Source organism: Pseudomonas sp. LB3P25, from assembly GCF_054897985.1.
This window is the reverse complement of the sequence record NZ_CM142711.1, coordinates 4,273,261-4,294,059: the sequence shown is the minus strand read 5'-3', so window position 1 is coordinate 4,294,059 and position 20,799 is coordinate 4,273,261. Positions and strand designations below refer to the sequence as shown.

General features: G+C 59.2%; 13 protein-coding genes and 2 pseudogenes. 6 read left to right on the top strand and 9 right to left on the bottom strand.

Annotated features, from left to right (window positions below; genetic code table 11):
* Window positions 1-90: 90 nt before the first annotated feature.
* On the bottom strand, window positions 91-2,034 hold the full coding sequence (locus tag ACYZTW_RS19525) for a response regulator (protein ID WP_462001385.1): 1,944 nt from the start codon (window positions 2,032-2,034) through the stop codon (window positions 91-93).
* A gap of 158 nt (window positions 2,035-2,192) precedes the next feature.
* Window positions 2,193-2,307 (bottom strand): annotated as a pseudogene (locus tag ACYZTW_RS19520) (ATP-binding protein); the annotation flags it as partial.
* A gap of 115 nt (window positions 2,308-2,422) precedes the next feature.
* Between ACYZTW_RS19520 and ACYZTW_RS19515 the strand changes: the two are divergent.
* Window positions 2,423-2,611, top strand: a complete 189-nt coding sequence (locus ACYZTW_RS19515) for a hypothetical protein (RefSeq protein WP_462005797.1) — start codon at window positions 2,423-2,425, stop codon at window positions 2,609-2,611.
* 51 nt (window positions 2,612-2,662) lie between these two features.
* Here the strand turns inward: ACYZTW_RS19515 and ACYZTW_RS19510 are convergent, their stop codons facing one another.
* Window positions 2,663-3,184: a DUF4142 domain-containing protein gene (locus tag ACYZTW_RS19510; RefSeq protein ID WP_462001384.1), complete on the bottom strand. Its 522-nt coding sequence runs from the start codon at window positions 3,182-3,184 to the stop codon at window positions 2,663-2,665.
* 217 nt (window positions 3,185-3,401) lie between these two features.
* Between ACYZTW_RS19510 and ACYZTW_RS19505 the strand changes: the two genes are divergently transcribed.
* Together ACYZTW_RS19505 and ACYZTW_RS19500 are read left to right on the top strand one after the other, a co-directional pair.
* The gene (locus ACYZTW_RS19505) at window positions 3,402-3,644 is read left to right on the top strand and encodes a hypothetical protein (RefSeq protein WP_462001383.1); all 243 of its coding nucleotides are present in this window, start codon (window positions 3,402-3,404) and stop codon (window positions 3,642-3,644) included.
* 109 nt (window positions 3,645-3,753) lie between these two features.
* Window positions 3,754-3,996, top strand: a complete 243-nt coding sequence (locus ACYZTW_RS19500; protein WP_462001382.1) for a hypothetical protein — start codon at window positions 3,754-3,756, stop codon at window positions 3,994-3,996.
* Window positions 3,997-4,014: 18 nt separating this feature from the next.
* Here the strand turns inward: ACYZTW_RS19500 and ACYZTW_RS19495 are convergent, their stop codons facing one another.
* The 6 genes from ACYZTW_RS19495 to ACYZTW_RS19470 form a co-directional block, all read right to left on the bottom strand.
* The gene (locus ACYZTW_RS19495; RefSeq protein ID WP_462001381.1) at window positions 4,015-5,103 is read right to left on the bottom strand and encodes an SMP-30/gluconolactonase/LRE family protein; all 1,089 of its coding nucleotides are present in this window, start codon (window positions 5,101-5,103) and stop codon (window positions 4,015-4,017) included.
* Entirely contained in the window at window positions 5,100-6,245 is a 1,146-nt protein-coding gene (locus ACYZTW_RS19490) for an SRPBCC family protein (protein ID WP_462001380.1), read from the bottom strand. The genes ACYZTW_RS19495 and ACYZTW_RS19490 overlap by 4 nt, the downstream gene beginning before the upstream one ends.
* 107 nt (window positions 6,246-6,352) lie before the next feature.
* Window positions 6,353-7,216 carry a LysR family transcriptional regulator gene (locus ACYZTW_RS19485; protein ID WP_462001379.1) on the bottom strand — a complete coding sequence of 288 codons (864 nt, stop codon included), beginning with the start codon at window positions 7,214-7,216 and terminating at the stop codon, window positions 6,353-6,355.
* A 260-nt stretch (window positions 7,217-7,476) separates the two neighbouring features.
* A complete protein-coding gene (locus ACYZTW_RS19480) occupies window positions 7,477-9,324 on the bottom strand; it encodes an amidohydrolase (RefSeq protein WP_462005796.1) in 1,848 nt (615 codons plus the stop codon).
* Window positions 9,325-9,631: 307 nt separating this feature from the next.
* Complete coding sequence (locus ACYZTW_RS19475; protein WP_462001378.1) at window positions 9,632-9,946, bottom strand: SCP2 sterol-binding domain-containing protein; 315 nt, start codon at window positions 9,944-9,946, stop codon at window positions 9,632-9,634.
* A gap of 64 nt (window positions 9,947-10,010) precedes the next feature.
* A complete protein-coding gene (locus ACYZTW_RS19470; protein WP_462001377.1) occupies window positions 10,011-10,721 on the bottom strand; it encodes a histidine phosphatase family protein in 711 nt (236 codons plus the stop codon).
* Window positions 10,722-10,924: 203 nt separating this feature from the next.
* On the opposite strand from ACYZTW_RS19470, the gene sohB reads away from it, so the two are divergent.
* From sohB to ACYZTW_RS19455, 3 genes and pseudogenes are all read left to right on the top strand, one after another.
* Complete coding sequence (gene sohB / locus ACYZTW_RS19465; protein ID WP_462001376.1) at window positions 10,925-11,947, top strand: protease SohB; 1,023 nt, start codon at window positions 10,925-10,927, stop codon at window positions 11,945-11,947.
* A 137-nt stretch (window positions 11,948-12,084) separates the two neighbouring features.
* Entirely contained in the window at window positions 12,085-16,962 is a 4,878-nt protein-coding gene (locus tag ACYZTW_RS19460; protein WP_462001375.1) for an NEL-type E3 ubiquitin ligase domain-containing protein, read from the top strand.
* Window positions 16,959-20,788: pseudogene (locus ACYZTW_RS19455) on the top strand (dermonecrotic toxin domain-containing protein). The gene ACYZTW_RS19460 and the pseudogene ACYZTW_RS19455 overlap by 4 nt, the downstream one beginning before the upstream one ends.
* The last annotated feature ends 11 nt before the right edge of the window (window positions 20,789-20,799 follow it).

Below are 20,799 nucleotides of genomic sequence, written 5' to 3'. Positions count from 1 at the left end.
GGCGCCTTCGCGAGCAGGCTCGCTCCCACAGGGGATTTGTGAACACCACAGATCCAGTGTGGGAGCGAGACTGCTCGCGAAGGCAATCTATCAGGCGCTGTCCAGCGTGCGCCGCACCTTGTCCAGCAGTTCATTGATCTGGAACGGCTTGATCAGCATCTCCATGCCATCGCCGAGGAACACCTGACGGTTGATTGCGGTTTCGGCATAACCGGTCATGAACAGGATCGGTAACTTTTCGCGCCAGCCCCGTGCCACATCGGCCAGCTCGCGGCCGCTCATGCGCGGCAGTCCGACGTCCGTCAGCAGCAGGTCGATGGACTCATCGTTTTGCAGGCGCTCGAGGGCTCCTTCGATGTCACCCACCTGAGTGCAACGGTAACCGGCATCCACCAACACTTCGGCCACAAACATGCGCACCGACGGCGTGTCCTCGACGATTAGCACATGTTCGCCGGCACCCTGATAATCGACGGTGGCTGACTCGGCTTCGCCGGCGGTGGGGGCGGAACTGGCCGGCAGCATGATGGTGACTTCGGTGCCGCGCCGGGCGACGCTGCGGATGTGTGCATCGCCACCCGATTGCCGGGCGAAACCGTAGAGAGTCGACAACCCCAGCCCGGTGCCCTGGCCCAGCGGCTTGGTGGTGAAAAACGGGTCGAACACCTTGTTGATCACACTGTGTTCGATACCGATACCGTCATCGCGCACCGACAACGCGACATACGCACCATCGGCCAGATTGGGGTCGCCATGGGAATAGGCGGCATAGGTGCTGACCCAAATGTTGCCGCCCTGGGGCAAGGCATCGCGAGCGTTGATCACCAGATTGAGCATCGCGCTTTCGAGCTGAATGGGGTCGACCAGGGCGATGGCGGCTTTGGAGGTCAATTCGAGTTTCAGCGTGATGCGTTCGCCGATGGTGCGCACCAGCAGTTCCTCAAGGGAACGCACGTGCTCGTTGATGTCCACGGGCCGGGTGTCGAGTGGCTGTTGGCGCGCGAAGGCGAGCAGGCGATGGGTCAGGGCAGCGGCACTCATGGCGGAGTTCAACGCGGCTTCGGCGTAAAACTGAACCTTGTCGGTGCGTGAGGCGGCGATGCGTTTCTGGATCAGTTCCAGGCTGGTGATGATGCCGGTCAGCAAGTTATTGAAGTCGTGGGCGATGCCCCCGGTCAGCTTGCCCAGTGCATCCATTTTCTGCACTTGCAGCAGCTGAGCTTCGGTTCGCGCTCGCTCGGCGACTTCTTTGGCCAACTGGGTGGTGGCGTCGTCAAGCCGGGCCAGGTGCGAGCGTTCGCGGTGACGGTGTTCAGTGACATCCTCGACAAACACCAGGCTCAGTTCCGGCGTGCGGTACGGCGAAATCTGCCACTCGGTTTCGCGAGTCTCGCCGTGGACTCGCATGCTCAGGGTGCCTTTCCAGCGCTCGCCATAGGCCAGGCGCAGGCGCAGTTCCTCGATGACGACATCCTGATCCTCGGCAAAGCACTCGTGCAGGGTGTCCGGGTTGAGGTTGTCCTGAATCAACTGCGCGAAGGCATGGTTGCATTCGTGCACCTTCAACTCGGCATCCAGCACCGCGATGGGCGCCGACACATTGACAAAAATTTCCCGAAACCGCGCCTCGCTTTCACGCAGGGCATTTTCGGTATCACGCACCCGCAGCAAGGTGCGCAAGGTCGCGAGCAACACGTCCGGGTCTACCGGGTGGATCAGATAGGCATCGGCACCTGCATCCAGGCCGGTAATGATGTCACCGGTCTGGATCGAGGCCGCCGATACGTGAATCACCGGCAGCAGGGCGGTGGCGGGTTCGGCGCGCAGTTTGCGCACGATGTCGAAGCCGCTCATGTCCGGCAGATTGACGTCGAGGATCAGCGCGTCGATCGCCACGCTGTCGATCAGCTCCAGGCCCTCGGTGCCGGTGCCGGCCTCGAGCACTTCATAGCCGTGGCACTCCAGGTGCCGGCGCAGGGCGTAGCGCGTGGCGACGTTGTCGTCGACGATCAGCAAGCGGATGTTACGCTTCATCGACGGGCTCCAAGGCGATGGCCAGCGGGATGATCACGAAAAAGGTCGAACCTGTGCCCGGCGTTCGCTGACGGCGAAGCTCACGTGGTCGCTGCTCCTTTCCAGCTCACGGAAGCTCACCATCCGCAGGAAAATCAGCTCTCGGCCCGACTGGAGCAGTGTCCGTTCACTTGAGCATAGTCAAAGGGTTGCGCTTTTCGATATTGGCCGCCGACGATGCCGGGGGTGGGAGGCCAGGCTGCGGGATTTGTCGGGCGCGATCAGGCAGGTACCGGCGCACATGGACAGGTCGGCGATCCATCCAATGGAACGTTGCTTGCTGGAAAGCTTCGAATCTTCAAGGCCTGACTGTTTCAGCCGCGCAGGTGCAGTGATGAACGAGGTACTTATGAACGATGACAGTGGTCCTGAGGAAAACGCGACAACCGCCGAACCGGAAAGCGCAGACAAAGCGGTCGACCAGAAGCATCTCCACACCGATAACGACAACGAGTTCAGCCCGGGTTTCAAGCCCAATCCCGACCGGCCCAAACCCGGGGATGACACCGATGCCGACATCGACACCGATGGCGGCTAGTCAGGCATTGAAAACGGCCGCATCAAACGATGCGGCCTTTTTGTGAGAGGGTTATTTGCTCGGATGAGCAGCCTGGAGCTTTTTCGCCATCTCCAGATGCTTCTCCAGCGCCGGCAGCATTTTTTGCGCGAAACCTTTCAGGTCGGTGGCGCCTTTGACTTTGTCGTCGGTCACCGTATTGGCCTCTTTCTTGAACAGCTTGATGGTGTCTTCGTGAGCCTTCACCTGATTGTTGGCGTAGGCCGCATCGAAGGATTCATCGCGCATATCGAGGATTTTTTCCTTGGCCTGCTTCACCAGCGTCGTGCTGTCCGGTACCTCGATGTCATTCTTTTTCGCCAGCGCCGCCAGTTCATCGTTGGCCTTGGAGTGGTCGGTGATCATCATGTTGGCGAATGCCTTGATGTCCGCCGATGAGCTTTTTTCCAGGGCCAGTCGGCTCGTTTCGATTTCCGCGATACCGCCCGCGGCTGCGTTGTCGACGAAGTCATTGGAAGTAGCCGCGAGTGCCGTGCCCATGCTGGTGCTCAAGGCAACGGCCAATGTGAGGTGGCGCAGGGTGAGTCCGTCCATTGGTTTTTCTCCACACAGGTTTTCAGGGGCGATCGATTGATCGTTAACGTGTGGAGGCCGACGGGCGGGCAAAGGTTTTATTGTGTTTGCGGCAGGGCGACGAACGGGCACCGCTGGTCTGATAGGCGGTCGACAGAACCCACTAACCGAGGCCATTCTGATAGTTGGTGAACGCAATTGATCGCGTTTACCTCCGATCAACAAACGGAGGTGTTCCATGCCGGTGCCACACGATCTTTGTCAGGACCTCAAACTTTCAAAGGAAGATATCCAGCAAAAACGCACCAAGGATCCGAAACTGGATTCACTGATCAACAAGTATTCGCAGGCGGACGCCGACGTCGTAAAGGCTGAAACCGCCCAATCGGATGCGCCCAGCGATGAGGCACTGAAGAAGCTCAAGGAGAAGCGTATGCAGTTCAAGAAGGACATCGTTAACCGACTCCAGGTGCAGTCCTGATACTCCGTATCAGCCACCGACGACCGGTGACTGAAAAAGTGGAACGGTGATAAATACCGGCACCTCGAATGAATAGAGTCCGAATTTACGGCTCCATGCGAGGTGCCCCATGACTAAACCTACCTTTCCCAGCGAACAGCAGGGCGGCTACGACCCCATCCCGACACATCCCGAGCCACTGAGTCCTGGACGCACTGCCGTCAATCCCGAAGATGAACCGGGCATCGACGAACTGCCGAACAATGAAGGCGCACGCCCACTGGACGAGGATGACACCACCGCCATGGACCCGGAGAGGGTGCTTGAGGAAACGGATAATGCGGAGCGCGATGGCGAGGTGGATCCGCGGTAAACCAAGATCTTTTGATTTTTACTGTAGCGCAGTGCTCAGCGGCAATCGCGCCATGTTTTTCGCCTTCAACGACCCGAAATACAACCAATCCCCATACTCGCGAACGGTAGTGATCGGCGAGTAGTTGTCGCGGCTGCCGTCCTGCAAGTTGGCGATCACTTTACCGTCCAGATCCAGGCCCAGCGCGAAGGCGCGTTTCTCCACTGGTTTAGGCAGGACAGTCATTGCCCGCACGATCATCTTGCGCACGAATGGATGCGGCGCGGTGGCATCGAGCAGTGCGTTGCGCGGTGCATAAAGCGCCACCCAGTAGCGGTCGCGGCCATTGAACGCGAGGTTGTCCGGCAACCCTGGCAGATTATCGATGAATAGATCGTGGGTGCCGGCTTTCGACCCGCTCAGCCAGTAACGACTGATGCGATAGGCGCCCGTTTCGTTGACCAATACAAAGGCATCGTCCGGTCCCAGCGTCACGCCGTTGGCAAATTCCAGCTTATCCAACAGGACCTCGGTCTTTCCGGTCTGGAAGTCATAACGCAACAAGCGGCCATCGCCGCCGTGCTCGATGATCGCTTCGCCGTCCCTGCCATAGCCAAAGCGGCTGGAGGCATCACTGAAATAGGCGTAGTGCCCGGACTTGTCGATCGCCACGTCGTCGGTGAAACCGAAGGGCACACCGTTGGCCGCAGTGGTCAATGGAATCAACCGGCCCTGGGCATCCAGTGACAGCAAGCCCTTGACCCCGTCGGCAATCACCAGCAGACCGTTGGGGTGACGGGCCAGGCCCAAGGGTCGGCCGCCCGTATCGGCCAGGACCTTGGTGACCTTGCCGTCGAGGCTGGTACGTAGCAGTCGGCCGTCATGCAAACCCGTGATGAGGACGTCCTCCTCCAGCAGCAACGCTTCCGGCCCGTCGATATCAGCGGCACCGACGCGCTCCAGACCTTTGAGGCGCTGATTGTCGGCGTAGATTCCGCTGGTGAGGGAGGGTGCCGGCGGTGGTGTCCAGGCCACCGGTCGAACCTTGGTTGGCATCAGCAGCAGAAAGGCGCCGATGGCGACGATTATCAGCAACAACAGATGGCGAAACTTGACGGTTCGACTCACGCGTTGACTCCTGCCGGAACCCACTGTTTTTGCGCCATCTCACACAACGCCAGCATCGACGCTGCCGACTCACGATCGATGCGGCGCTTGAGCAGCAGTCGATTGGCAATGCGCATCGCCAGGCCGCTGAACTGATACTCCAGCGTGCGGACAAAGCGTGTGCTACCGCCCCGGGCTTCGCACTCGTAAGTCACCACTAAAGACAACCCGTGATCGCCCTGGGCCCAGGCACTCCAGCGGCGGCCTGGCAGGTATTCGTTAACCTCCCAGCGCAAGTGTCCCTCACGCCCGCCAGCCTTGATGTCTTCCTCAAACCGCTTCCCGGCATGCAGCGGACCGCTGGGGCCATCGACCTTGAGGGATGAGGGATGCCACTCCGGCCAACGGGTCACGGTGCAGGCATAGGCGAGCACGTCAAACGGGTTTCCGGCAATGTCGATCTGATGCTGCATGCAGGTCATGGTCGTTCTCGTCGGGTGCAGGTCGGTCGGCTCCGGTTCCCAATAGAGGGTGCCGAACAGGTAGTCCATCAGCGGAAAAACGATGTTGAAATTGCGTTCCTGCATCAGCTCTCGACGGTGATGCAGTTCATGCAGGCGGCGCATCTGGCGGATCCACGGCAACCGTGTGACGGGGTTCTGCGGTGGCAAGTGTTCGCAGGCATGGAACACTTCATAGGTCAGGTAGCCGAGGACCAGGCAGCCGCCGAACAACCCGGCGACGTTGGCATCGAACTGCTCAAGCAGCCACCAGACGGGCAGGGTGATGACAATCGTGTGCAACACAATCAGCCAGGCCGGAAACAGAATCACCCGCCAGTCTCGGGCGCTGTCGTAGGTCATGTGGCCGGGGGCGAAAAAGCTGTGATGGTCGCCGGCATGGCGGGCGTAGAACATTCGCGCGAAGCTTTTTTTATGATGCCCCAAGTGCCGATGGACCATGTACACGCCGAAGTTGAAGAACAACAACGTCAACGGCATCGCCAGCCATTCCAGTGGCTGCACCCGGTGCACGGTGCTCCAGAATCCGCCGATGGCCAGCAACCCGAACAGCAGCACAAAAGCGCCGTGCAGCCATGGGTTGTAGAGCGGATGAATGTCGGCGCGGTAGCGGGCGCGGAATGCTTCGGTGGTCTGCCTCACTGCGTTCACCTTTTGTTTTTGTTATCTCCAGCAGATTAGACGATCCCGGCGTTTCGGGCGGGCCGAACAGTGAGGTCACACATGCCATGATCCGGTGCAAACCGGACTCAGGTCAGCGGGTTCCAGCGTTGCGACCAGTCATCGTCGGATTTGATCACTTCGCGCAGCAGGTCGAAGGCTCGTTGCAAGGTGGCCGAGTCGCGGTCGCGGGAGTAAACCAAATAGGTCGGGTAGCTGAATTCCGGAGCTTTGGACACTTGCTCCAGCACACCGCTTTGCAGATAACTCTGGACCACCCGGGTGCGGAAATAGCCGCTGCCACCGTTTTCCAGAATGTACTGCAAGCCCAGTGGGCCGAGGTTGAAGCTCAGCGCGGCTTTGGCTTTTTCCGGCAGGGCCGCATCGTGCTGGCGGCGGAAGTCCGGACCCCAGTCGATGTACACGTAGGGATCGGGTCTTGCGGCCAGGCGGATGAGGACCAGTTTTTCTTCCAGTACCTGCTCGACTTGCAGGCGCGGCCAATACTCGGGCTGGTAAACCAGCGCCGCATCCAGAACCCCCAGTTCCAGTTGGCGCAGCAGGTTTTCACCGTCACGGATTTCCATCCGCAGGGCGTGGCTGGGGATCTTCTCGCGCAGCGCGCCGGCCCAGCTGAGCATCAACGGGTTGCACAGACTGACCTCGCCACCGATGTGCAACACGTCGCGGTAACCCTCGGGCAACGGCAAGTCCCGTCGCGCCGCTTCCCAGGTTTCGACCAGTTGATTGGCGTAGACCACGAAGGCTTCACCGTTCGGCGTCAGGCGCGCACCGGCGCGGTTGCGCACGAACAACGTACTTCCTAGCTGGCTTTCGAGTTTCTGTACCCGCGCCGTGATAGCGGTCTGGGTGACGTGGAGTTTTTCGGCGGCTGCGGCAAGGCTGCCGTGGCGAACGATTTCCAGAAAGGTGCGGGCGAGATCGATGTCCATGGGGCGGCCGGTGCGGGAGGTGCAGGCATTGTAAACGGATACCGCCGGACCAGTTCATGTAGCAGCTGGCGAGGCTGTGGTGAGGGGATTTATCCCCGTTCGGCGGCGAAGCCGTCGTAATCCATTGGACGCGGCGTGGCTGGAAAAACAGGGGCCGCTTCGCAGCCCAACGGGGATAAATCCCCTCACCACAGCCTTCGGCAGCTGCTACAGGGATCGAGTAGGAGCTGCCGCAGGCTGCGATCTTTTAGCGGCTCATTTCAAAACGCAAAACACGAACAGCCAAAGGCCCCCCAGAAGCCGGCGAAATCACTGACCGGCGCGGACGACAGTCTCGCTCTCTCGTGACTGTGCGCATGCACCGCGCAAGCCCCGACACATTGATGAACCTGCGCCGTCAGCGGCGCCAGGGGTTTCCAATGGCCCGGTACTTTGGCGACAGGCGACCATTCAGGCACCACCGGGACCGGAGGCGGCCCGAGTTTTTCAAACTCGACGCTGCCGTAGACGATCTTGCCGTCGACGATGGTCAGTACCGATTCGATCCATTTGACCGCTTCATCCTCGATGTGGAAATAGTCCGCCGACAGCGCAATCAGGTCCGCCAGTTGCCCGACCTTGATCTGGCCTTTTTTTCCTTGCTCGGAGGAAAACCAGGCGCTGCCGTGGGTGAAGAGTTCCAGCGCGGTATCGCGGCTCAAGCCTTGCGGGTACAGCGCCAAACCACCGACGGTGCGCCCGCTGACCAGCCAATACAGCGAAGTCCAGGGGTTGTAGCTGGACACGCGCGTGGCATCGGTGCCGGCGCCGACCGGAATGCCCTCGGCCAGCATACGAGCGATGGGCGGCGTGGCTTCGGCAGCCTTGGCGCCGTAACGGTCGACGAAGTATTCGCCCTGGAATGCCATGCGGTCCTGGATCGCGATGCCACCGCCGAGGGCTTTCACCCGCTCGATGTTCTGCGGGGTGATGGTTTCGGCGTGGTCGAAGAACCACGGCAAACCATCGAACGGAATGTCGCGATTGACCTTCTCGAACACGTCGAGCATGCGGCTGATGGATTCGTTGTACGTGGCGTGCAAACGGAACGGCCAGCGCTGTTCCACCAGATGGCGGACCACCGGTTCCAGTTCCTGCTCCATGGTTTGCGGCAGGTCTGGGCGGGGTTCGAGGAAGTCCTCGAAGTCGGCCGCCGAGAACACCAGCATTTCCCCGGCACCGTTGTGCCGTAGAAAATCGTCACCCTGACCGTAGTGGGAGGTGCTGGTCCAGTTTTTGAAGTCAGTCAGCTCTTCCTTGGGTTTCTGCGTGAAGAGGTTGTAGGCAATGCGCACCGTGAGTTGTTGGTCTTTGGCCAGTTGCTGGATGACTTGATAGTCGTCTGGATAATTCTGGTAACCGCCGCCGGCATCGATGGCACTGGTGACACCGAGGCGATTGAGTTCGCGCATGAACTGCCGGGTCGAGTTGACCTGATATTCCAGCGGCAGTTTCGGCCCTTTGGCCAGGGTCGAGTAGAGAATCATCGCGTTAGGACGGGCGATCAGCATGCCCGTCGGGTCGCCGTTGGCATCGCGCTGGATTTCGCCACCCGGCGGGTTCGGCGTGTCGCGGGTATAACCGACCACCTTCAACGCGGCGCGGTTGAGCAGGGCACGGTCATAGAGGTGCAGGACGAACACCGGGGTGTCTGGCGCGGCCTTGTTCAATTCATCAATCGTCGGCAGGCGTTTTTCGGCGAACTGGAATTCGTTCCAGCCACCGACCACTCGCACCCATTGCGGCGTGGGTGTGCGGTCCGCCTGATCCTTGAGCATGCGCAGCGCGTCGACCAGTGAGGGGACACCTTCCCAGCGCAGTTCGAGGTTGTAGTTGAGGCCACCACGGATCAGGTGCAGGTGCGAGTCGTTGAGACCGGGAATCACCGTGCGGCCGTGCAGGTCGATAATTTGGGTGCCGGGGCCTTGCAGGGCCATGGCCTGGGCATCGCTGCCGACCACCACGAAGCGTCCGTCCTTGATCGCGACGGCGCTGGCCTGGGGTTTTTTGCGGTCGACGGTGTGTAAGCGTCCGTTGTACAGGATGAGGTCGGCGGGGGCATCGGGCATGGTTTTACTCCCTGCGATTAGCGGGCTGATCCAGGCACCGACGGCGCCTGCCGAAAGGCCTTGCAGTACACGTCGGCGGTTAAATCCGTCATGGTCGTCAGGTGGGCTCATGGCAGTGCTCCGCGCAAAGGCTCTTCATAATAGAAGCGAGGGCAAACAGCCGATGTCTGACGCATGCGGCCAGAAGGAATATAGACGGCAAATCCACAGGTAGCCGTTTTCCAATGGCGAAAAACGACGAATCCCGCCACGAGGGGCGGGATTCGTTTGCAGCCAGGCGTGCCCCCGAAGGTCGGGAGCGGCGCGCTTAGGCCGGGAACAGCTCGGACAGTTTCATGGCCAGCATCATGTCGCCTTCGGCGCGCAGTTTGCCACCCATGAACGCTTGCATGCCGTCGGTTTCGCCGCTGACGATGCCTTCCAGGGTTTCGCCGTCCATTACCAGAGTCACCTGGGCGTCCGGGTTTTCGCCTTCTTGGAGCTCGCAGGTGCTGTCTTTGACAATCAGCGAGAAGTTCTTGGTGTCGTCGATGCGGAAACCGAATACCAGGTCCAGACCGACAGCAGCGGCTGGGTTGAACTTGGCTTTCATTGCTTGTACGGCATCAGCTACGGAGGTCATGGTTCGATCCTTTCTTGGGTAATTAGAGCTGGGTGAATACAGCCAGGGTCACAATAGTCCGGACTCAGCGAAACGTGATGAGTTCCGGGGCTTTCAACAGTTGCAGGTGCGCATGACTGTTGAAAGAAGACAGAGCCACCTCGCGACCACGAAACTTCAGCAGGTTGAGCGAGGTGTTGACGATTTGCCAGTTCAGTTCAAACGCCTGCCTGGCGGGCATTTGTGTAATGAGGTGGAGCAGGGCGGTGATGGTGCCGCCGGAGGTGAACACGGCGATTTTCTGGGTGTTGTCGGCCTGTTCGAGAATGCGCTGCAGACCGGCTTGCACCCGTTCGACAAACCCCAGCCAGCTTTCCAGGCCCGGTGTGTCATAGGTGCCAGCGAGCCAGCGCTCGATGATCAGGGCGAAGATGCGCTGGAACTCACCACGGTTTTGCGCGGCATTGCGCAGGATGTGCAGCGCTTCGGGTTCGTCCGGTAACATGGCCGGCAGCAGCGCGCGGATCACCGCGTCGGCGTCGAACTCATTGAAAGCGGAATCGATTTCCAGGACGGGAACCGGCAGGCCTGCGGCAGCGAACTGTTCCAGTGCACTGTTGGCCGTGTGCTGCTGGCGGCGCAGGTCGCCCGAGAGGCAGCGATCAAAGCTGATACCCAGCTCGGCGAGGTGCTGGCCGAGGACTTCTGCCTGGCGAATACCGGTCGGCGACAGGACGTCATAGTCGTCTGCACCAAAGGAGGCCTGGCCATGTCGAATCAAATAGATACTGCCCACGTCCGCTTCATCCCGGTACGTTGAAGGTTCGGCGAGGTTATGAGGATGACGGTGAGCTGTCAATGAAAAAACATACGCTTGTTTGAAATGCCCGTTACAGACCGGTTGCCAGAGGTTTCACGGCTGGCCGTCGGGGCGGCGCATGGGTATGCTGGAGGTATCCCGCGCGCGTTTATGCAGCGCATCGTATTAAAGGAGTCCCTGTGGAGTTTTTTGCCGAGTACGCAGTTTTTCTGGCTAAGACCGTGACACTGGTGATCGCCATTTTGGTGGTCCTGGCCAGTTTTGCGGCGTTGCGCAGCAAAGGTCGGCGCAAGTCGGTCGGCCAGTTGCAAGTCAGCAAACTCAATGATTTCTACAAAGGGCTGCGCGAACGCCTGGAGCAAACCTTGCTCGACAAGGACCAGCTCAAGGCCTTGCGCAAGGTCGAGGCTAAATCCGAGAAAAAGCAAAAGAAAAAACCTGAAGCCAAACCTCGGGTGTTCGTGCTGGATTTCGACGGCGACATCAAGGCGTCGGCCACTGAAAGCCTGCGCCATGAAATCACCGCGCTGCTGACCCTGGCCACGCCCAAGGACGAAGTGGTGCTGCGTCTGGAAAGCGGCGGTGGCATGGTTCACAGCTACGGCCTGGCCTCCTCGCAACTGGCGCGTATCCGTGATGCCGGTGTGCCGTTGACCGTGTGCATCGACAAGGTCGCGGCCAGCGGCGGCTACATGATGGCGTGCATCGGCGAGAAGATTATCAGCGCACCGTTCGCTATCCTCGGCTCGATCGGCGTCGTGGCGCAGTTGCCTAACGTCAACCGCCTGCTGAAAAAGCACGACATCGACTTCGAAGTGCTGACCGCCGGCGAATACAAGCGCACCCTGACGGTGTTTGGCGAAAACACCGAGAAGGGCCGCGAGAAGTTCCAGGAAGACCTGGACATCACTCACCAGTTGTTCAAGAACTTCGTTTCCCGCTATCGCCCGCAATTGGCCATCGACGAAGTGGCCACCGGCGAAATCTGGCTCGGCATCGCCGCGCTGGACAAGCAACTGGTGGACGAACTCAAGACCAGCGATGAATACCTCGCCGAACGTACCAAGAAGTCCGAGCTGTACCACTTGCACTACGCCGAACGCAAAAGCCTGCAGGAGCGCATCGGCATGGCGGCCAGCGGCTCGGTCGATCGTGTGCTACTGACCTGGTGGAGCCGGCTGACCCAGCAACGCTTCTGGTAATCCTTTCAAATTATGACGGGCCCTTTCATTGCTTCGCAGTGAAGGGCCCGTTTGTTTTGTGGTGGTATATAGATAGCGCTTATTAAAAAAAAGGCTCGGTAAGCTGAGGTTCTTGTCAGTTTTCGAGTTATTCAAGCATGTCTTCCATATCCGCCAATCAAACCATTCCAGTATTAACGCCAGAGCAGCAAGGCGTCTTTTTAGAACTTGTCAGGAAGAACGTTCCCGCCTGGCTATTGGCTGCATCGGCTGAATTGCGCCGTGAACTCCATGAAAGCCTGGTGGCCAGCCATCGCTCCAAAACCGAAACCGCCAGCCTCCTGAAAAGCCTCAAGTCCCCGCAAGCGTTCTGCACGCCGTTGCTAGCCAAAGCCATGTCCGACAAGCTGGGCACGCCGCTTGATGTGGCGGGCGTGGTGTTTCAGCATGTGCGTTCGACGTCGAGTCTGCTGGGCCTTCGCAAGAAGCTGGTGTTGCCGATCGACCGGGATCTTTTGACCGCTGCCTGTGAGAATTTCGAAGCAAGCGAAACGCTTGAAGGGAACTATCACGACAGTTCATTGATTTATATTCCTGAAAAAGTGACAGGCAAAACAAACCGGATACTGTCGATAAAACCACATGAATTTGCCACGTTGTGCCGTTCACTGGATCTGGGGAAACAGTACCAGACTCATCTTCAATCGTTGTTTAACCCCAAATCAAAAGTGAATGCGCTGCGCGACAAATGCATCAGCCATTCACAGAATTGTTTTGAAGTGGACAGGCATCTGGCACTGATGAAAAAACATATCAGTGCTGATGTTCATCAGATGTTGAAGGCCGTAAGAAACAATGAGCAACCCATCAGGCTAGGCAGCAACACACTGGGCTACCAAAGCTTGAAAATGTTCGACGTGACACTCACGGGCGCTATGTTCATCGGTCCGGTCAGTGAGCATGACGATGATGATTACCGTTGTATGGTCTATCTGCCGGGAGACCCGCTGCATCCGCTGAAGGAGTATTCGTCCTTCAGCGATTTTGAAAAAGAGCTGAGCGCGCGATTGAAAGGCGCCAACTTCCGCAAGTTCTTTATGCGCTACATCAAGCTGGGCGATCGCTCTGTGTTCCTGGATGCCCTGGATTCAAACTTGATATCGCGCAAATCTTCACCGCTTCCAGCGAGTACCGTTTACGTGTCGTTATCCGGTGTCGACGTGAAAGGTGACATGTTTGAGGAACTCTTTCGCCAGTATTCGAACCAGGTCATGGCGGATGCACGGCTTCTGGTCGTTCCCACGGACGATGAAGACGAAAAAACCCGGCTCGCCAGGCTGGAAACCTGGAAGACCGTTGGCCTCAATCTACTGCTGACCGCGGCATCTTTTTTACCCGTTGTAGGCGAGGTCCTGTTGGTGGTGACCGGCGCGCAACTGCTGTCGCAGGTTTATGAAGGCATCGCCAGCTGGTCGAGGGGTGAGCAGGAGCAGGCCATGGATTATCTGTTTGATACGGTGGAGAACCTGATCCTGATGGCGGCTTTTGCGGCGGGGACGGCGGGCGCCCACAGCGCCTATAAAACCATCAGGACGTCGGCGTTCATCGAACGCCTGAGAACCGTCACTCTGGGGGATTCCCTGACCTGCCTATGGAACCCTGACCTGACCGCCTATCACCAAAGTCGATCGCTGCCAGCGACGTCGGTGCCTGATGATCGGGGGCTGCACCGGGTGGACGGTCAAGCTTACCTGTCCATCAGCACAAAACTTTACGCGGTGCAGCCCAGGCCCGAAACAGACCTGTGGGAAGTTCTTCACCCCAATGGTGCCGTCGGCAGGTATTTGCCCCTGCTCGAAACGAACGGCCGGGGTGCCTGGCGCCATGACTCGGAGCTGCCGCAGGAATGGGACCGGCTGATGCTGTTTCGCCGTTTCGGCTACACCCGCGATGACCTGTCCGACGTCACCGCCACGCAGATTCTGGCCGTCAGCGGCATCGAAAACAGCGTTCTGCGTCAAGCTCACATTGATCGAAGCAGCCCGCCGGCCTTGCTGATTGATACGGTTCGGCGCTTTCGCGCGGACGCCGTCGTCAACCGGTTTATCGAACAGATACAGACACCGTCGTCCGTATCACTGGCGGACCCCGACCTGCAATTGTTCCTGCTGGTCGGCCTCAGGCGTTGGCCGGCCGACACAGGTGTCAGTGTGGATGATGCCGCGGGTCAACCAGTGAGTTTCCACGGTTCTTCCAGTGCACAGGCCGCAAAGACGCTCAAGCTCAGTCAAACCTCGCTGGATAACGGACAGCTCCACACTGCGCTGCTGTCAGCCCTTAGCAGTGAACAACGTGAGCATCTGGTAGGGCTGAGCACCACCGACCGGAATGTTGAGATCAAGGAACTGACGAAAATCCTTGCCGAAGAAGCGCAGCGCCAAAGACTGGCGCTGTTCACACGGATTTATCAACGCACCGAGACACCAGGCAATGCTCGCGAGGCCGTCTTGCTGGAGAAGTTCACTGATTTACCCGCCAGTATGGCGGAGGAGTTGGTGGGAAATGCCTTGTCCGCGGAGTGGGAAGAACTGGATGTAGCACGGGTGCCTTTACGCCTGGCTGAAGAGGCCCGTCGCTACTTGCAGGTGATGCGTGTCTCTCGGGCTTACGAAGGCCTGTACATGAACAGTGCCGCAAGCATCGACACTGATCGTTTGGTGCTCCATACCCTTGAGCATTTGCCGGGCTGGAGCGCAAATCTGCAGGTTCAGATACTGGAGTGGAGCGGCAAACAAAATGAGGTGGTCAGTATCGGATCAGAGCCCGCCACGGAGAAACTGGTGATCAACGCTCATGGTGACCGCTACAGCGTTTTCGACGGGAAGGACGGGCCGCTCACTTCATTCCTCAATCGTACCCGTGAACACTATTTCCAGGCGCTCTGGCACGGGCTCCCAGCCTCGCGCAAAACAGCACTGGGCGTGCAGACCGATGACGCCGGGGCGGCATTGCGACAGAAGATCACGCAGCTTGCCTTGGAACGCCGCGCTGCCATTACCCAGTTGATAGGGGCCGCAGGCCGGCCGGGTTACCGCTCGCCCATGGGGTTGGCCGACAGGTCGATGACTGAGCATTCGGCGGTTCCCTCTGGCAGCACGGCAACAGCCAGCAGCACCGACGTGCTGGTGCAGCGCGCGCGCGAGCTATATCCGATGCATTCCCCCGCGCAAATTCACAGGTTGCTGACGGCCCTCGGTACGAACGAGATTCTTGTTCTGAAGAAGCTGGAGTCACTGAGGCTGGAGTTTTTTGCCATCCGGGAGGCATTGGGCCGCTGGGTGAATCGGCAAACCTGGCATCAGGCGCCGGATGGCCCGAGGCTGGAAGTCTCGAAGCTCAGCAAATTTCGCGCTGCCCAGGCGATCATTCGCAGTTGGCGCAAAGAGTCGGGCTTTGTCCAGACAAGCGAAGGGCTATACAGCGCGCTGACATTTGCCCCACAGCCGTTGGGTGAGCTACCGGTGATCGTCGGCGATTTCAGCCACATTGGCAGTCTGGTGATGGAGGGTGTAGGGGCCAGTGCCGGTTTGAATACTTTCCTGCATAACTTCAGCAACCTGCAAAGCCTGTCCTTGAGCGGTAACCACCTGGACCGACTGCCTCTGGCCGTGACAAGCATGCCCCGGCTGGCGCATCTGAATCTGAACGACAACCGGATTCAGCTGACGGCAGAATCGGCGAGCCAGTTGGCGGGCATGACCGGTCTGCGGACGCTGAACCTCAGCTATAACCCAAAGCTTTCGCGAGTGCCGGATGTCAGCAAACTGCGGCACCTGCAACAGCTGAACCTGAGAGGCACCGGGATCGACCAGTGGCCGGCAGGCGCCTCCGATCTGTCGAACTTGCGTGTGCTTGATATGCGTGACAACCGGATAGAACGGCTCCCGGAGGAGTTCTTCAAGGACTCTTTGGCGTTAAACCGGGAAACCAACCTTCACGGCAACCCGGTATCGCCCGAGACCGTGAAACAGATAATCGCGTATCAGCAAAAGAACGGGGTCAGTTTTGGGGTCATTGCCTCGGACTACCGTCGGCAAGTCGCACCGACTGCGACCCAAGAGGCAAAAAGCGCGCTATGGCTGGCAGGGAAATCCCTTGCCGAATCCGTGCCCAAGCGTGCCTTGTGGGATTCGTTGCTGGCCTGTCCCGGCTCCAGGGATTTTTTCAATGTGATTTCGCGCCTGCGGGACACGGCCGATTTCAAGCGGCTTTACCCGCAATTCAGCCAGCGGGTCTGGGACGTTCTGGAGGCGGCCGGCGAAGACGACCGTTTGCGCCGTTCTCTTTTTAGCGTCGCCCGCACCGGGCGAGTCAGCGTCGATGGTTACTCGGCGCTGTTCAGTGAAATGGAAGTGCAGGTGTTGTGTTTCAGGGCCATGGCAGCAGCCACGACGGGGTCGGCGACGCTGGAGCGGCAATTCATCAATCTGCTCCGAGGGTTGTTCCGGTTGCAAGAGGTCGAGGGATTGGCCCTGGTGGATATCAACACGCGCACCGGTTCTCAACCGAAGCTCTACGATCACGCACTTCAAATCAGTCTGGCGTATCGCGTCGGTCTGGCCGAACGATTGGACTTGCCGGCGCAGCCTCGGGAGATGGCGATCCGGTTGGATGTCGAGGTTTCTCCGGCGGCACTGGACAGAGCCTGTCAGGCTGTCCTGAAAACAGAACGCACCAGCGCCTTGCAAGAGTGGATCGTTACTCAAGGATTCTGGGTCGAGTATCTGGAGGCAGCCCATCGTGACCGGTTCGCGGCTATCACGGATCGGACAGCGCAAGGCTTTGCACAGCTGGAGGGACAAGTCGAACTGACACGGGTGGTCGCCTCCGAGCGCATGACTGCCATCCTTCATAACTTCAGAAATGAACGTCGGGAGTTGATCAAGCAGCTGACCTCCCAGGCATTGGTTCGCAATCCCGCGCCTGAAGTGCCCGGTACCAGCACCAGCACCAGCACCAGCGAGGCCGCACAATGAGCGACCACCTACGTAATGAAGGCTCTGCATCGACCTTACCCGGCATGCGCGAGGCGCTGAAGTCCGCCGTGGATGCCGCGCTGCCGCAGACTCCCGGCCAATTTGGCGAACACCTGATCAAAGAAAAGTGGGGGCATGAAATAGACCCGACAACCGCACAGCTGGTGACACTCGATTACGACTACGCCGGGCGTTCTGCGCAGAACGGCATCCATCAGGGGCGGGTGGCGAGTGCCATGTCCCTGGTGCAGGTGCTGATTTCCAACTATCAAACCGTGGGCGACGGGCGTTTCGGCGAAACAGTGTTTGGCTTGTACACGCCACCCGATGTCGGGCCGTCCATCGTTGTTACGGAGCACGCCGATGAGTTGGCCGAGCCCGGCAACGACTATCACTACACCTACGAAGGCATTTATCGCCGAACCGTTCCGCAGAGCTACGGGCCGCTAACCCAGATCGCCGTGAGGCCGGCCGACTTCAAGAAGTGGGTCTGGGAACTGGATCTCCAGTACCGATATCAGACTTACCTCGATCAAACCTGGCCGTCGGACGAAGTGATCGTTGCACCCAGCCTCCACGCTCTGAAAACCTCGGCCAAAGCTGCGTTCGTCATGGCCGCTTTGCTGCAGCGGCATGAGAACAGTCTGACCTCAAAGGGGTTCGAGCTGGCCATGCAGGCGGCAGGGCTGCCCTCTGATCAGGCATGGGCAACGCTGACGCTCGAACAATTGCAGGCACCCACCAGGGTGCCCGCGATGCTCAAGACGGGACGCCTGAAGCTTTATCGCTACACCTCGAAAGATATCTGGGGCTACCGTGAGCCTGGCGGCAGGATTGTGTTGTACATCCCCGGCAACTCTTCACCCCTGCACGCGTTTGACGATTCCGGGCAATTGCACCAATGGGTTGTGAAGCAGGGCGGGAGTGACGATACGAAACGGGCCTTGGCCGCCCATTTCGCCGAGGATGATCGCAAGGACGGCACTTTCCATGCCGGTGTGCTGACAGCGCTGGATGGCATGGCGGTCTATCCGAAGCAACACCGGCTGACCAAAGAGGCGGGGTTCTTTAACGATGACGGCTTTTGGGAACCCGCCCGATACATCGATTTCGATGACTCGCCATCAGGCACCGATCCATTTGCCCAGCTGGTACTGACCATGAAGGAGGCCTCCCGGGCCAGTGTCAAAACCATTCGTGACGATGCGCAGGTCAACCGGGACAACTTGAGTGCCGTCGTCGAACCGGTCGTGCAGTGGATCAACCGTTTCGGTCCGTTGGCGTTGTTCGTGCCCGGTGGTGAAGGGTTACTGGTGTTGGCCGGCATCATCGACGCCGGGTATGGCCTTGATCAGGCCGTCAACGGCGCAACATCGAGTGATCGAGCGGCGGGCGTGACGCGCACGGTGTTTGGCTTGCTCAATGCGCTGCCGCTGGCAGGCGCAGGTGCGGCGCTCAAGGGTGAAGCCGCCGAGGCCGGTGCCATTGCCGAGAGAGTGCGCGAACCTGACGCAGCACCGGGGGAGGAGGTTGCCAGCCCGACGCCGGATCAGGCCGTTGCCCCGACTCCTGGACCATCGAACCAGGCGTTGCCGACCCGCGTGGAACTTCTCCGTGGAATCGGTCCGTCGGTGGCGTCTTTCAGCGATGAAGTGCTGGCGCAGATCGGCAAGGTCAGTGGAGTCGATGACGACATGCTGCGATTGATGCAGGCCGGGCGCCCGCCGACGCCTTTGCTGGCCGATACGATCAACCGCTTCAGGATTGATCAGGAACTCGGGCAAGCCACCGTGTCGCAGGGCGAGCGAGTCGAACTGTTCAACAGCCGTTACGAAGCGCTTCAGCACTCGGAACATGAATGGGGCCGGTTGTTTCAGCGCCAATACCCAGGCCTGCCCAAAAGTGCCATTGAGCAAATGCTCGACCGCTATGGTGTGGACATCCAGAGTCCACCCCACGCGACCCAGGTCCGGCAAGTCTTGAAGCGTCTGGACAGCAAGGCCCGCCAGTATCAACAACATGTGCGGCTCAATCGTGCCTATGAAGGCTTGTACCTTCGCTCGGTGGTTAACCCGGAGTCGGACACACTGGCCCTGCATTCCCTCAAAAATCTGCCCGGATGGCCAAAAAGCCTTCGAATCGAAGTCCTCGACAGTTCCCCCGCAGGCCGGATTCTGGACCGCAGCGGTGCACTTGATGCCACCAGCACTCGACGGCTGATCAAGGTGGGAAACCGTTACCAGCGTCGCGATGTGCGAACGGGCTTTTATGAAGCAGTCCTTGATGCCTTGTCCGGGGACGAGCGTTCCGCGTTGCAACTGTCATCGCTCGATCCGGTCCGCGAGTTGCGGCTGAAAGTCGGCGATCGGGCAATGCCCCGTTCCGAACTCGTGCTCGGTTTGGGCAGGATGGATTCCGGTCTGCCCTTCGAGGCGCAAGGGCTACGCGGCGGCGGCTTCCCCGGTACGCCACAGGCCGAAGGGTTGACGCACGAGATGATGAGGTTGCAGCTCAAGGAGCTTTATCCGGATTTTTCGAATGCTGAAGCCGATGAAGTCCTACAGCGTACCGGTGGCGAGGCTCAGGCTCATATCGAGGCGCTGAAGCAGGAGTTTCAACAACTGAACACTGATCTGAGCGGCTGGATCGATCAGGTGGCGGAAGACATTGAGGACATGGATGTTCCCTTCCTGATCGAGGGTGATGAGGAGGCGCAAGGCCTGACCGATGAGCAGATTGAAGAACATAACGCGGAACTGGTTGAAAACATCCTGCACTACGAGCGGGAAACCAGGACCGAGCTGGCTGACGAACTGATTGCCATCTGGAAAAAACGTGCATCGCAGGACTTGCGCGTCTATTCAGGCGAACAGTGTGTGGGGTTCAGGCTCGACATGGGGTTCGAGGACTATCACCGATTGCCGATAATGAACATCCGGTTCAACGAGGTCGTCGAGTTGTCGATGCAGCACTTCCATGTGACCGAGCGTGAAACCTTGAATGGGTTTCTCGAGTGCTTTCCGAACCTGCAAACCTTGAATTTTGAACATGCCGAACTGACTCAATTCGACGCCGAAGGTAGGGCGCAGGTTGTTCTGCCGCCGGCCATTTTCGGCCTGAGTCATCTCACGACGCTGAATCTCAAGGGCACCGGCCTGGCGTTCATTCAAGAGACGGCATCGCAACTGAGCGGGTTGGTCAAGCTTCACACGCTGGACCTGAGTGAAAACCCATTGGGCGTACCACCCATGTTGCTCGGGATGAATGACTTGCGTCGGCTGAACCTGAGCAACACCCAAATTACCCGGTGCCCGATCGGCATCAGGGATGAGCCCTATATGGTCTCACTGGATTTGCGTGATAACCGCATCACCCGGGTTCCGCCGGCGGTGATGAATCAGGCCGTCTCGGTGGATCGTGTGCTGCTGTGGGGCAATCCACTGACGGACGAGGACACACTCCGCCGACTGATCAGTCATCGTGAGCAAACGGGAATCAATTTATGGCTGAGCGCACCATGCGCCGACTATGGACAGCCGATTGTGTGGCTACGAGACTGCGACGAATCGCTGCAACAGTCCCGGCAAGCCCTTTGGCAGCGGCTGGCAGGCAACCCCTCCGGTACGCGGTTTTAAGCACAATAGACAGGCTGAGCCTCACCGCCGACTTCCAGGTCAGTTATCTGTCGCTTCAGGCGCGGGTCTGGCGACTCCTGGAGGAGGCAGATGCTTCAGACGAAGTGTGGAGTCGATTGAGCGCGGGGCGTGGGCGGTTTGAAAACCCATTCGTGGCTTTCAGGGCGCTGGAACAGCGCGCAGGCCTTTAAACGGATTTATC